The 12,329-nt window shown below is 72.4% G+C and carries 15 protein-coding genes; 5 read left to right on the top strand and 10 right to left on the bottom strand.

The features are described from left to right. Nucleotides 1–14 precede the first annotated feature (14 nt). Together ACZYRU_RS08055 and ACZYRU_RS08050 are read left to right on the top strand one after the other, a co-directional pair. Nucleotides 15–1,352, top strand: coding sequence for a zinc-dependent metalloprotease (locus ACZYRU_RS08055; protein ID WP_488956564.1), 1,338 nt, complete (start codon nucleotides 15–17; stop codon nucleotides 1,350–1,352). Beyond that, nucleotides 1,349–1,891, top strand: coding sequence for an NUDIX hydrolase (locus ACZYRU_RS08050; RefSeq protein WP_488956563.1), 543 nt, complete (start codon nucleotides 1,349–1,351; stop codon nucleotides 1,889–1,891). Before ACZYRU_RS08055 ends, ACZYRU_RS08050 begins: the two co-directional genes overlap by 4 nt. On the opposite strand, the gene ACZYRU_RS08045 is transcribed toward ACZYRU_RS08050, so the two are convergent. The 3 genes from ACZYRU_RS08045 to ACZYRU_RS08035 form a co-directional block, all read right to left on the bottom strand. Next, nucleotides 1,888–2,445, bottom strand: a complete 558-nt coding sequence (locus ACZYRU_RS08045; RefSeq protein ID WP_488956562.1) for a M48 metallopeptidase family protein — start codon at nucleotides 2,443–2,445, stop codon at nucleotides 1,888–1,890. The two genes, ACZYRU_RS08050 and ACZYRU_RS08045, sit on opposite strands and share 4 nt — an antisense overlap. A gap of 9 nt (nucleotides 2,446–2,454) precedes the next feature. After that, complete coding sequence (locus tag ACZYRU_RS08040; RefSeq protein WP_488956561.1) at nucleotides 2,455–3,501, bottom strand: PHP domain-containing protein; 1,047 nt, start codon at nucleotides 3,499–3,501, stop codon at nucleotides 2,455–2,457. 344 nt (nucleotides 3,502–3,845) lie between these two features. Further along, the gene (locus ACZYRU_RS08035) at nucleotides 3,846–4,667 is read right to left on the bottom strand and encodes an enoyl-CoA hydratase/isomerase family protein (RefSeq protein WP_488956560.1); all 822 of its coding nucleotides are present in this window, start codon (nucleotides 4,665–4,667) and stop codon (nucleotides 3,846–3,848) included. Between the two features lie 140 nt (nucleotides 4,668–4,807). Between ACZYRU_RS08035 and ACZYRU_RS08030 the strand changes: the two genes are divergently transcribed. Both ACZYRU_RS08030 and ACZYRU_RS08025 read left to right on the top strand, forming a co-directional pair. After that, nucleotides 4,808–4,966, top strand: a complete 159-nt coding sequence (locus ACZYRU_RS08030) for a DUF5679 domain-containing protein (RefSeq protein WP_238408271.1) — start codon at nucleotides 4,808–4,810, stop codon at nucleotides 4,964–4,966. A 221-nt stretch (nucleotides 4,967–5,187) separates the two neighbouring features. Beyond that, entirely contained in the window at nucleotides 5,188–6,027 is an 840-nt protein-coding gene (locus tag ACZYRU_RS08025; protein WP_488956559.1) for a hypothetical protein, read from the top strand. Between the two features lie 3 nt (nucleotides 6,028–6,030). On the opposite strand, the gene ACZYRU_RS08020 is transcribed toward ACZYRU_RS08025, so the two are convergent. The 6 genes from ACZYRU_RS08020 to ACZYRU_RS07995 all read right to left on the bottom strand — a co-directional run bounded on the left by ACZYRU_RS08020 (nucleotide 6,031) and on the right by ACZYRU_RS07995 (nucleotide 10,958). After that, the gene (locus ACZYRU_RS08020; protein ID WP_488956558.1) at nucleotides 6,031–6,207 is read right to left on the bottom strand and encodes a hypothetical protein; all 177 of its coding nucleotides are present in this window, start codon (nucleotides 6,205–6,207) and stop codon (nucleotides 6,031–6,033) included. A 147-nt stretch (nucleotides 6,208–6,354) separates the two neighbouring features. After that, complete coding sequence (locus ACZYRU_RS08015; protein ID WP_174245198.1) at nucleotides 6,355–6,522, bottom strand: hypothetical protein; 168 nt, start codon at nucleotides 6,520–6,522, stop codon at nucleotides 6,355–6,357. A gap of 51 nt (nucleotides 6,523–6,573) precedes the next feature. Further along, nucleotides 6,574–6,840 carry a WhiB family transcriptional regulator gene (locus tag ACZYRU_RS08010; protein WP_488956557.1) on the bottom strand — a complete coding sequence of 89 codons (267 nt, stop codon included), beginning with the start codon at nucleotides 6,838–6,840 and terminating at the stop codon, nucleotides 6,574–6,576. A 151-nt stretch (nucleotides 6,841–6,991) separates the two neighbouring features. Beyond that, the gene (locus ACZYRU_RS08005) at nucleotides 6,992–7,258 is read right to left on the bottom strand and encodes a hypothetical protein (protein WP_488956556.1); all 267 of its coding nucleotides are present in this window, start codon (nucleotides 7,256–7,258) and stop codon (nucleotides 6,992–6,994) included. 159 nt (nucleotides 7,259–7,417) lie between these two features. Beyond that, nucleotides 7,418–9,493: an ATP-dependent DNA helicase UvrD2 gene (locus tag ACZYRU_RS08000; protein WP_488956555.1), complete on the bottom strand. Its 2,076-nt coding sequence runs from the start codon at nucleotides 9,491–9,493 to the stop codon at nucleotides 7,418–7,420. Between the two features lie 103 nt (nucleotides 9,494–9,596). Further along, nucleotides 9,597–10,958: a TolB-like translocation protein gene (locus ACZYRU_RS07995; protein WP_488956554.1), complete on the bottom strand. Its 1,362-nt coding sequence runs from the start codon at nucleotides 10,956–10,958 to the stop codon at nucleotides 9,597–9,599. A gap of 176 nt (nucleotides 10,959–11,134) precedes the next feature. Here ACZYRU_RS07995 and ACZYRU_RS07990 point away from each other — a divergent pair, with 176 nt between their 5' ends. Further along, nucleotides 11,135–11,380 carry a mycoredoxin gene (locus ACZYRU_RS07990; RefSeq protein WP_488956553.1) on the top strand — a complete coding sequence of 82 codons (246 nt, stop codon included), beginning with the start codon at nucleotides 11,135–11,137 and terminating at the stop codon, nucleotides 11,378–11,380. Between the two features lie 12 nt (nucleotides 11,381–11,392). On the opposite strand, the gene nudC is transcribed toward ACZYRU_RS07990, so the two are convergent. Continuing rightward, nucleotides 11,393–12,307 carry an NAD(+) diphosphatase gene (gene nudC / locus ACZYRU_RS07985; RefSeq protein ID WP_488956552.1) on the bottom strand — a complete coding sequence of 305 codons (915 nt, stop codon included), beginning with the start codon at nucleotides 12,305–12,307 and terminating at the stop codon, nucleotides 11,393–11,395. Nucleotides 12,308–12,329 lie beyond the last annotated feature (22 nt).

Here is a 12,329-nt window from a genome sequence, read left to right as displayed (position 1 = left end):
CGTAGTTTTGCCCCATGACCGACAACCCGGGCGACGACCAGCCGAACCCGTTCAAGGGCACGCCGTTCGAGCAGATCTTCGGCGCCCTCGGTGGCGCCTTCCCCGGCGGCTTCCCCGGTGGCGCCGGCGGCGGGATGGCCTTCTTCCAGCACCTCCAGTCCCTCATGCAGCCGCACGACGGCCCGCTGAACTGGAACGCCGCCAACGACATGGCCCGCAAGGCCGTCGCCCAGGAGCCGGACCCCTCCCCCACGCAGCGCGACCAGGACCGCGTCGCCGACGCCGTCCGGCTCGCCGACCACTGGCTCGACACCGCCACCGGCTTCCCCTCCGGCGTCGGTACGACGGCCGCCTGGAGCCGTGCCGAGTGGCTGGTCGAGACCCAGCCGGTGTGGCAGGTGCTCGTCGAGCCGGTCGCGGCCCGCTCCGTGACCGGCCTGTCCAGCGGCCTGCCCGAGGAGATGAAGGCCGCCGCCGGCCCGCTGGTCGGCATCATCGGCCAGGCCGTCGGCGGGATGATGGCGATGCAGATCGGCCAGGGCCTCGGCGCACTGGCCGGCGAGGTGCTCACCGCCTCCGACATCGGCCTCCCCCTCGGCGCTCCCGGCAAGGCGGCGCTGGTGATGACCAACGTCCGCGCGTTCGCCGAGGGCCTCGACGTCACCGAGGACGACGTCGTGCTCTACCTCGCGCTGCGCGAGGCCGCCCACCAGCGGCTGTTCGCCCACGTGCCGTGGCTGCGCGAGCACCTCATCGGCGCGGTGACCGACTATGCCCGCGGCCTGGAGATCAACGCACAGCAGATCCAGGACAAGGTCCAGGAGCAGCTGCGCGGCATCGACCCCACCAACTTCGAGGCGATGCAGGGCCTGCTCGAGGGCGGCATGTTCGACCCGCCGCAGACCGAGGCGCAGACCGCCGCGCTGTCCCGGCTCGAGATCGCGCTCGCCCTGGTCGAGGGCTGGGTCGACGAGGTCGTCGGCCAGGCCACCGCCGAGCGGATGCCCGCTGCCGCCAAGCTGCGCGAGGCCGTACGCCGTCGCCGTGCCGCCGGTGGGCCGGCCGAGCAGACCTTCGCCGCGCTGGTCGGCCTCGAGCTGCGCCCGCGCCGGCTGCGCGACGCATCCACGCTGTGGGGCGGCCTGCGCACCCGCTCGGGCCAGGAGGCTCGTGACGGCGTGTGGATGCACCCCGACCTGCTGCCCACCGCCGCCGACCTCGACGACCCGCTGTCCTTCCGCGACGAGGCCACCCGGCCCGAGGCGCTCTCCGAGGACGAGTTCGATGCCGAGCTGCGCAAGCTGCTCGACGGCCCCGACTCCCCCGAGACACCCGAGGCCCCCGCCGAGTGACCCTCCACGCGGACGCCCTGGGCGTCCTGACCGGTTGGCGCGCGCCCGATGCCGTCGAGGAGGCGCTGCGCGAGCGGTACGTCGCCCACCTGGCGTCCACGCCGGACGGGATGCGGCGTGCGTCGTACCCCGACCACATCACCGCTGGCACCCTCGTCATCGACGCGACGGGCGAGCGGGTGCTCCTCAACCTGCACCGCAAGGCCGGCCGTTGGTTCCACTTCGGCGGGCACTGCGAGGACGACGACGCCACCCTCGCCGCGGTCGCGCTGCGCGAGGCGCACGAGGAGAGCGGCCTGCGCGAGCTGACCTTCCACCCGGAGCCGGTCCAGCTCGACCTCCACACCGTGCCCTTCTGCGGCGACCGTGGCGACGTCAACCACCTCGACGTCCGCTACGTCGCCGCCGCACCGGTGGACGCCACGGCCGTGGTCAGCGACGAGTCCCTCGCGGTGCGCTGGTGGCCCGTCGACGGCCTGCCCGAGCTCGAGCCGGCCATGCACGCGCTGATCGCCCGGGCCCGCGCGATCCTGGTCTAGTCGACCTCTTCGCCCGGCACGACCTGCTCCGACGGCGGCCGGTCGATCCGGGCGGCGTCGGACCAGCCGGCGAGGTAGCCCTTGGCCTTCTCGGCGGCCGGGTAGTGCGCGACCCAGGCCCAGAACTTCTCGTCGTGGTGCGGCTCGATGAGGTGCGCGAGCTCATGGACGATGACGTAGTCGATCACCCATTCCGGCATCCGCTGCAGCCGCTCGGAGAGCCGGATGGTGCGGTCCTTGGGCGTGCACGAGCCCCAGCGTGCGCGCTGGTTGCCGACCCAGCGGATCGACTCGGGCACCGCGATCCCGCCGAGGTACTCGTCGCTCAGCTCGTGGGCCCGCTCCATCAGGTCCTCGTCGTCCCAGCGGCGGGGCGTCGCCGCGCGCAGCTCCTTGCGCTGGACCCGGGCGACCATCTTCGAGACCCAGGCGCGTTCCTCGGTGACCGAGAGGTTGTCGGGCATCAGCACGACGATGGTCTCGCCCTCGCGATAGGCCGTGACCGTACGACGGCGGCGCTCCGACCGTCGTACCTCCACGCGCGGGGTGGGCATGTCTCGACCCTAGGGCCTTGCCCACTCCAGCAAGCGCTGCACGGGCCACGTGTTGACGATCCGGTCGGCGTCGATGCCGGCAGCCTCGGCACGCTCGCAACCCAGCAGCGGGTAGTCGAGCTGCCCGGGCGCGTGCGCGTCGCTGTCGATGGAGAACACGCAGCCGATGTCGCGGGCCAGCTCGAGCAGGCGGGTCGGCGGGTCGCGCCGTTCGGGTCGGGAGTTGATCTCGACCGCCACGCCCTCCTCGGCACACGCCTCGAACACCGCGCGGGCGTCGAACCGCGACTCGGGGCGGGTGCCGCGACTGCCCGTCACCAGCCGGCCGGTGCAGTGGCCGAGGACGTTGGTGAACGGGTTGCGCACCGCGGCCACCATCCGCCGGGTCAGCTGCTCAGGGTCCATCGCGAGCTTGGAGTGGACGCTGGCGACCCGGACGTCGAGCCGGGCGAGCATCTCGTCGCTCTGGTCGAGCGCGCCGTCGTCGAGGATGTCGACCTCGATCCCCTTGAGCAGCCGGAAGCCGGCGCCGGCGAGGTGCTCGTTGACCGCCTCGACGACAGCCAGCTGCCGGGTCAACCGCTCCGCCGAGAGCCCGCGGGCGACCTTGAGCCGCGGCGAGTGGTCGGTGAGCACGAGGTAGTCGTGGCCCACCTCGATCGCGGTCATCGCCATCTCCTCGATGGGCGAGCCGCCGTCGGACCAGTCCGAGTGGGAGTGCAGATCGCCGCGCAGCTGCGCCCGCAGACCGGTGCCCGCACCCTCGGCGGTCAGCGGGGCGCCGTACTGCTCCTCGACCTCGGCCAGCTTGTCCGGCAACCGGCCGGCCGCCGCCTGGGCGATCACCCGAGCGGTGCTGGCGCCGACGCCGGGCAGGTCGGTGAGCGTCCCGCCCGCCGCCCGGGCGGCGATGTCGTCGGGGTCCAGCGGCAGGATCGCGGCGGCCGCACCGCGGTAGGCCTTGACCTTGTAGCTGTCCGCGCGCCCGCGCTCGAGGAGGAACGCGATCCGGCGCAGCGCCGCCACCGGTGTGCCGTCGTACTCCTGCTCGCTCACGTGCTCATCCGTCCTCGAGAAATGTCTGTCCACAGGCCGTGGATGAGCCTGTGGGGACCATCCTTGCTGGTCATCCCGCGGTACGACGCCCGCAGGGCCGATCTTGCCAACGGTTCCTCCACAGGCAGATCACGGTTCTCCCCCGTCCATCCACGGGTGGAGCGCTCGATCCACAGGTTTCTCCACAGCTCTGTCCACAGCCTGCGCGACGCACGGATTGACCGCGCCCGCCGCGATGCCTAGGTTCGTCCCCGATGAGGCCCCTCGGGGCCGCAGCACCTCGCTCGCAAGGGGAAGGCAAGCGAGAGGCCGCGGCACCGGGGGTCTCTTCACGTCTCGGCAGGTCAGCGACCGGTGAAGACCGGCGGCCGCTTCTCCTGGGCGGCCCGGATCCCCTCCAGCAGGTCCTCGGTGGCGAGCGTGACCGGCTGGGCCAGGCCCTCCCACTCCAGTGCGGTCTCGATGCTCGCGTGCCCGTGCTGCAGCGCCCGCTTGGTGAGCCGGGTGGCGATCGGCGCCGCGCCGGCGATGTCGGCCGCCGCCTCGAGCACGCCGTCGAGGAAGTCCGCGGGCTCCCACACCCGGGAGACCAGGCCGAGCGCGAGCGCCTCGTCGGCGTCCACGAGCCTCCCGGTCAGGAAGAGGTCGCGTGCCGCGGCCGGACCGACCACGTCGGGCAGCAGATAGGTGCCCGCCATGCCCGGGTGGATCCCCAGCTTCGTGAACGGCACGCCCATCCGGGCCCCGCGGGCGGCGTACCTCAGGTCGCAGGCCAGCGCCATGCACAGCCCCGCACCGATCGCTGCGCCGTTGATCGCGGCGATGGTCGGCACCTCCAGACGGCGGATCGAGAGCCAGGCGCGGTAGAACGGCAGCATCCGTGCACGCAGGTCGTCGACGGTCGCGTCCGGTTCGGACGCCAGCCACGACAGGTTGCCGCCGGAGCAGAAGCCCCTGCCCTCGCCGGTCACCACGACCACCCGCACCGTGGGGTCGCCGGCGAGGTGGTCGACCGCCCGGACCCACGACTCGGTCATCTCGTCACTCATCGCGTTGCGCAGCTCGGGCTGGTCCAGGACCAGCAGCGCGACCCCCTCGGAGGGCCGTTCGAGGCGCAGGTGCGTCAGGGACGGCGGCGTGGGCCGGTTCACAGCGGATTCAGACATGCGGGGCACGCTACTGCGACTCCGAGGCGGCGTGCCGTAGGGTCAGAGAGGTTCGGAGTGCTGCTCCGGACCCCGGCGGGCTTCCCCCCATGTCCCCCGTCGCGACGACCGAACGAACAAAGATGAGCAAGGAGGCCGTCATGGCGGAGACCTGGAGCGGCGAGTTCTACTGCGTCAAGTGCAAGGAGAAGCGCGAGGCCGAGGGCGAGGTCAAGGTGAACGAGAAGGGCACCCGGATGGCCAAGGCCGTCTGCCCCGTCTGCGGCACGAACCTCAACCGCATCCTCGGCAAGGCCTGATCCACAGGCACCAGCCGACTTTCACGGGCGGCTCCACTGCGGTGGAGCCGCCCGTGGCGTGTTTTTCACCGACCCGCGAGTCCGCGAGGAACGAGCGGAGTCGCGAACCAGGCGGGGAGATCGAGTAGCGCCGCGACCGAGGCACGAGGTCGCGACGCGCGTATCGAGATCCCTGTGGATGATCGGAGCACTCGCGGCGCGACGCGTGCCACGCTGCCGCCATGGCGTCCCGGTCCCTCCTGCTGCGCCCCGGCACCCCGGTGCTGAGCCGCTCGCCCGGCGTGCTGCAAGTGGGTCTGACCGGTCCGTGCCTCCGGCTTCCCGACGTCCCCGCCGTCCGTGCCCTCCTCGACGAGCTCGCCGAGCCCGCCGGTCACACCCCCGCCCGCGACCTGCCGGCCGAGGCGGTCGAGGCGCTGGCCCGGCTCGTCGACGCCGGTCTCGCCGTCCCGGTCGGGTCCGAGGCGGCACCGCACCTGCTCGCCCAGGCCGGGCCGGACGCCGTACGACGCCAGGCGGCCCGCGCGGCCACCCCGATCGGCGTCGACGCCCCCGCGGGCACCCGCCCCCTCCTCGACCCGCTGCTGGCCGCCGCCGGGCTCACCGTGGCCGCCCCGGAGGACGCCACGGTCCGCCTCGTCGTCGCCGACGGTCCCGTTGCCCGCGAGCGGCTGGACCCGCTGGTGCGCGCCTCGGTCCCCCACCTGCTGGTCAGCGGCGACGCCACGGGCGTCCGGCTCGGCCCGTTCGTCTCCCCCGGCCGCACCGCCTGCCTGCGCTGCGTCGACGCCCACGAGTCGCTCCACGACCAGCGCCTGCCGCTGCTCGTCGCCCAAGCGGCGCGGCACAGCGTGCAGCGACCGCCGCCCCGCGACCCGGTCCTCGACCAGCTCGTGCTCTCCTGGGCGGTGCGCGACGTGGCCCGCTTCGTGGAGGGCGACGAGCCCAGCAGCTGGTCGGCGACGGTCGACCTCGGCCCGGGCGGCGCGCCGGTGCTCACCCGGTGGGGGCGGCACCCGTGGTGCGGCTGCGCATGGGACGGCTTCCTCGACCTGCCCTGAGCGCTACCACCAGTCGCTGTCGAGCTTGGCCTCCATCGAGCGCAGGTGGGTGCGCGAGCACTCGTCGCAGTAGCGCCGCACCCGGCCGCGCTCGACCGACGTCGCCCACGTCAGCGGTGGCTCCTCGCCCTCGACCTGGCGCCCGCAGAAGTCGCAGGTGACGCTCACGCTCACGTTCACCCGACCAGCGTAGGTCGGCGTACCGCAGAAATGCCGGAAGAGCCGGCCCGACGATCAGTCGGTCCGGCCCTTCCTTCTTCACCCGCGATCAGGTGCCCTTCGAGGAGGCCCCGAAGAATTCCGGTCTCGCTGGTCCGCGGTGCGGACTCAGAGTGCGCGAGCGAGGGCGAGACGAGCCTGCTGCGCTGCACGCTCGGCCTTGCGGCTCAAGCGGCGTGCGCGGGCCATCCTGCTGGCCGCGCGCAGCTGCTGCGCCTCTCCCAGGCGCATGGCCATGTGGGCCCGCGCCAGGTCTTCGTTCATGAACTGCGTCATCTCAAGCTCCAAGGTGTGGTGGTACGGAAAGGGATTGCGTGGGTGGGTGGACTACGCCGCGGCGTCCTTGCGCGGGCGGCCCCGGGGCCGCTTGCGCGGGATCACCACGCCGGCCAGGAACAGCTCGCCGCCCCAGACGCCCCACGGCTCACGCCGCTCCAGGGCGCCGGACAGGCACATGGTCTGGACCGGGCAGTCCAGGCACAGCGCCTTCGCGGCCTCGACGTCCGACGGGGACTCTGCGAACCACAGCTCCGCGTCGTTCAGCCGGCACGGCAGCAGCTCGTCCAGCGTCGGCTCGAGAACACTGGTCGTCATCTGCTTTTCACCTCCTCAACTTCTGACCTGATCGCGTTGTCATTTCGGGTGGGGATCCGGACTTCGCGTATCTCGGTCTGAGAAGTACGAAGGCCGCGGATCCCGGTCTGATTCGGGTTCCGCGGCCTGGAGGCTGCCGAGCTGATGTGTGTCAGATCGGTGGGCTCCAGGCGTGGACACCCGGGACGTGGGCGGCATTGCTGCCACGGTGGTCCGTGCCGGCGATGCGCTCCCGCTTGACGGCCTTGGCCGCCACGGCGAACGGCGCAAAACCAGTCGCAACCGTGGCCGGACGCGCGGCGATGCCCTGGACCTCGAGGGTCGCGAGAGCAGAGGTGGCGCAGCCGAGGGTCGCGGACAGCGTGGGCTGCCAAGCGGACGTCATCACCGGGAAGACCGGGTTCGTCATGTTCTCCATCAGGGCCACCTCCTTCGGTGCGTGCGGGCGCCAGCCTTGTCAGGGCTGTGGTGCGCAGTTTGAACGTGCCTGACGACCGTAATGGCCGGTCAGCGGGCCGCGCAAATCATTTATCGATGTTTTTTCGAGGTTTTTTCAAACCCTGCTCTGAAGGGGTGCTCAGTCCCCTTCGGCGACCAGGGCGAGCACCGCGTCGCCGTAGCGCTCGATCTTGCTCGGACCCACGCCGTTGACCTTCGCCAGCGCCGTCATCGAGTCCGGCTTGTGCTCGGCGATCAGCTCGAGGGTGGCGTCGGTGAACACGACGTACGCCGGCAGCGGCTTGCCGTCCTCGCCGGCCTCCCTCGCCGTCTCCAGGCGCCACACCTTGAGCCGCTCGAAGAGCGCCTCGTCGTAGCGCACCGGGTGGTGGGCGCAGCGTCCCCGCTTCTTCTCCGCCGCCGTGGTGAGCGGCTGGAGGCAGTCGCGGCAGCGGGCGACCTTGGTGCGCGTGCGGGACTGCTGCGGCTGCTGGCTCGCGGGCAGCATCGGCACGATGAACCGCGACGGCTGACGGCGCGGCGCCTGCCCCGGGTTGCGGGCGGCGGCCCAGGACACCATCAGCTCGCGCCGGGCGCGGGTCACGCCGACGTAGAGCAGGCGCCGCTCCTCCTCGACCGCATCGGGGCGCGCGCCGCCCTGCTCGGCGTACACGATCGGCACGGTGCCGTCCTGGACGCCGCAGCAGAACACGGCGTCCCACTCGAGGCCCTTGGCGGCGTGGAAGGTCGCCAGGGTGACGCCGTCGGCGGTCGGCGCGTGCTGCTCGGTCGCCCTGCGGTCGAGCTCCTCGACGAAGGTGGCGATCGACGCCTCGATGCCGCGCTCGGTGGCGAACTCGTCGGCCTGGTCGGCGAGCGCCTGGAAGGACTCCCAGCGGTCGCGGACCTGGCCGCGCGACGTCGGCGGCTCGGCCGTCCAGCCCATGCCTCCGAGGACGTCCTTGACCACCTCGAGCCACGGGCTGCCGTCACTCTCGCCCGACCGAGCAGCACCACGCAGCCGGGTCACCGCCTCGAGCACCTCGCGCCGGTCGAAGAACCGGGCCGCGCCGCGCACGATGTAGGGGATCCCCCGGTCGGCCAGCGCGTCCTCGAAGGTCTCGGACTGGGCGTTGATGCGGAACAGGACCGCCATCTCGCCGTACGTCGTCCCGGCGCGCTGCAGTCGCAGGATCCGGTCGGCGACGCTGCGAGCCTCGGCGACCTCGTCGGGCTCGCCCTGGAAGCGCACCGCCGACCCGGACTTCTGCTGGGAGCGCAGGTCGACGCCGGCGCTGGGCGTTCCGGCGAGCAGGGTGTTGGCCGTCTCGACCACCTGGGGCGTCGAGCGGTAGTTGCGGACCAGCTCGATCGAGGTCGTGCCCGGGTAGCGCTTCGGGAAGTCGCGCAGGTAGTCGGCGTCGGCGCCGGCGAAGCTGTAGATCGTCTGCGCCGGGTCGCCGACCACGCACAGCTCGTCCCGCCCGCCGAGCCACAGGTCGAGCAGGGCCGACTGGAGCGGCGAGACGTCCTGGAACTCGTCGACGACGAACCACTTGTACTGCCGGCGCACCTGCGCCGCGACCCGCTCGTCGGACGCCAGCACGCCTGCGGTCAGCAGCAGCACGTCCTCCATGTCCATCCGCCCCTGGTCGCGCTTGACCAGCTCGTAGGCGTCGATCACCCGGCCGATCGCCTCGGGCGTCTGGTCGGTGACCGAGCGGCCCTTGGCCGGCGCGATCCGCGGGTAGTCGTCGGCCCCGACGTTGCTCACCTTGGCCCACTCGATCTCGGAGGCGAGGTCACGCAGCAGGGCCTGCTCCGCCCGCATCCCGAGGTGGCGGCACGCAGCGGCCAGCATCGGGATCTTGGACTCGGTCAGCGTCGGCAGCTCGGTGCCGTGGACGTGGGGCCAGAAGTAGCGCAGCTGGCGCAGCGCCGCGCTGTGGAAGGTCCGCGCCTGCACGCCAGGCGCGCCCAGCTGGCGCAGCCGCTGGCGCAGCTCGCCGGCCGCACGGGTGGTGAAGGTGACCGCCAGCACCTCGCTCGGCACGTAGACACCGGCCATGACGCCGTGGGCGATCCGGTGGGTGATGGCCCGCGTCTTGCCCGTCCCGGCACCGGCCAGCACCCGCACCGGCCCCCGCAGCGTCTCGGCGACCTGCCGCTGCTCGGGGTCGAGCGCGGAGAGGAGCCGTTCGATGGACTCGGACATGGGTGCGAACGCTCCTCGGGGGCTGCGTCGGGTTGGTTCGGGTGGAGAAACCAACCTAGACGCAGCCCCCGACACGAGCTCACCGACCGGGGTCGGTGCAGGGTCAGCGGCGGACCTTCACCACGCTCGAGGTGGCCGAGCGGTCGGCGTACCCGCCCTTGTGGACGGTCACCCGGACCTGGATCCGCTTGCCGCGGTCGGCCTTGCCGAGCTTGTACGTCGCACCCGTGCGGCCCGCGACGACCTTGCCGTTGCGCAGCCAGGTGTAGGTGACCGACGCCGGCGACGGCGACCAGGTGCCCGCGCTGGCGTGCAGCTTCTTGCCCACCTTCGCCCTGCCGGAGAGGACCGGCGCCGTGCCGAGGTCGAAGGCGTGGCCGCTCGTCCCGGAGCCGCCGCCACCGCCGGGACCGCCGGCCGGCGGCGCGGAGAGCGGTGCGGGCGACCAGTCCGGCTCGGTGCCACCGGTCGCGATCTTCGCGATCGTCGTCGCAGCCGAGCACGAGGCGAGACCGCGGACCACCCACAGGTCGCCGCCCTCGCTGTAGACGGCCGAGTCGCTGTCCGGCCCGAAGGTCGCGTCCTCGGCGGCGGGCTCGCCCTGGTCGGGGGTGATGTAGCACTCCGGGTTCGCGGTCGGCTTGGCCGGCGTACCGGTCCGGGGGTCGCCCACCGCGGTCTTCATCCCGAAGCCGGCACCGCTGATGCCGAACAGCACCCGCTTGCCGTCCCGCGAGACCTCCGGCTCCACGAGCTCGACGAACTGGCCGAAGATGTCGTCGGAGAAGAACCACGCCTGGGCGTCGTGGCCGAGGTCGCCCCAGTGGACGTCGCCGTTCTTGTTGAGCGCGACCCGGTTGTCGGTGATCCAGCCGGGCTGGTAGCCGAGCATGATCCCGTACTTGTCCGGCCCCGACCACTGCGCCGCGTCGGTGTAGCTGGTCAGGGCCTCCGTCTCGAACCAGCCGCCGTTGTTGTAGCTCTCCAGGCGCAGCTGGCTGTAGGCGATCCTGGTTCCGTCGGGCGAGATCTCCGGGTCGAGGATCGGGGTGATGTGCACGGTGGCGTAGTCGGGGACGAACAGGTCCTCGGGGTTGATCCGGTTGTGGACGACGCCGTCCTGGCCCATCCGGACGATCAGGTCGCCCTTCATCACCGCGATCACGCCGGCGTCGGACATCGTCGGGTGCTCGTACGGCGACGCCTCGGTCCCGTCCACGGTCACCGCCCGCTGGCCGCTGCCGTCCGGCCGGCTCAGCCAGACGTTGAAGCCGTGGATGTAGACGATCGAGCCGTCGGCCGCGGTGGCTGCCGCCGGGGTGGCGGTCCTGGCCTCGCTCGTGGTGATGGTGGTGTCGGTCGGGGTCGCCGTGGTCGCCGCCAGCGCCGGGTCGGCGACGGTGAGCAGCGAGGCCGTCGCCAGCGCGCTCACCGAGAGCAAGGCGGCGGTACGGGTGCGGGACATCAGTCCTCCTCGAGATGGGGGTTGGTGTCGCCGACCTTCGCGGGCCCGGTGTCCCGGCGGGCAGTGGCAGGTGTCCCGGCTTGCGTCCCGACCCGGCCCGGGCTGGTCCGTGGAACAAGACCAGAGACGCCGTGGTTGAGTGGAGGCGAACCCTGACCGGAGAGAAAGCGCCCCCGATGACCTTCACGATGTACACGACCCCCTGGTGCGGCTACTGCCACCGCCTCAAGAGCCAGCTGGACCGCGAGGGGATCGCCTTCGAGATCATCGACATCGAGCAGCAGCCCGAGGCCGCCGCGATCGTCGAGTCCGCCAACAACGGCAACCAGACCGTCCCGACCCTGGTGTACGCCGACGGCACCGCGCACACCAACCCCAGCGTCGCGCAGGTCAAGGCGAAGCTCGAGGCGCTCAGCGCCTGACCGGCGCCCTGCTCACCAGCTGCCGGGGAGCGCGCCGCCGTACCAGTCCTCGACCAGCGAACGGCTGATCGAGACGCCGCTCCCGGGCAGCACCAGGGTCCCCGCCTCGGTCTGCCGCAGCATCTCGTCGCGGGTGAACCAGCGCGCGTCCTCGACGTCGGCGTCGTCGAGCCGGATCTGCTCGGACACGGCCCGGCCGTGGAACCCGAGCATCAGGCTCGACGGCAGCGGCCACGGCTGGTTGCCGAAGTAGCTCACCTCGCCGACGACCACGCCGGTCTCCTCGAGCACCTCACGGCGTACGGCGTCCTCGAGCGACTCGCCCGGCTCGCAGAAACCGGCCAGGGTCGAGAAGCGTCCCGCCGGCCAGTTGTGGTTGCGCCCCAGCAGGCAGCGCTCGTCCGGCGCGCCGGGCTCCCCGGCCGCGATCAGCATGATCACCGCCGGGTCCGAGCGCGGGAACTGCGGCTTGCCGCAGTCGGCACACACCAGCTCGTGCCCCGCTGCGCGCGCCACCAGCGTGCCGCCGCAGCGCGGGCAGTACCGGTGCGCCCAGTGCCACTCCGCCAGCCCGATCGCGTGGAACACCAGCGGAGCCTGGCGGACCCGCTCACCGTCGAGGAACGGCAGCAGCCCGCGCAGCGGCAGCCAGCGCTCCGGCTCGGCCTTCACCGCCTCGCCCGGCACGATCACCGCCCACCACGTCACGCCGTCCCGCTCCCCGAGCAGCACGCGTACGCCGTCCGGCGCGTCCGCCGTCGACATCCACTCCAGCCCCTCCGGCCCGGGCTTGACCCGGGTGCCGGCGATCACCAGCACCCGACCGGCAGGGTCGGACCAGCGCTCGTCGAGCCACGCGTCGTCCGTGCGCAGCAGGCCCAGACGGTCGTGCGGATCGGCGGCCAGGGACTCGTGCGGGAACGTCACGAAGCGAGCCTAGCCACGGCAC

The sequence above is a fragment of the Nocardioides sp. F233 genome, assembly GCF_057813895.1.
Note: the sequence above shows the minus strand (reverse complement) of the source record. Positions and strands in the feature narration are given on the sequence as shown.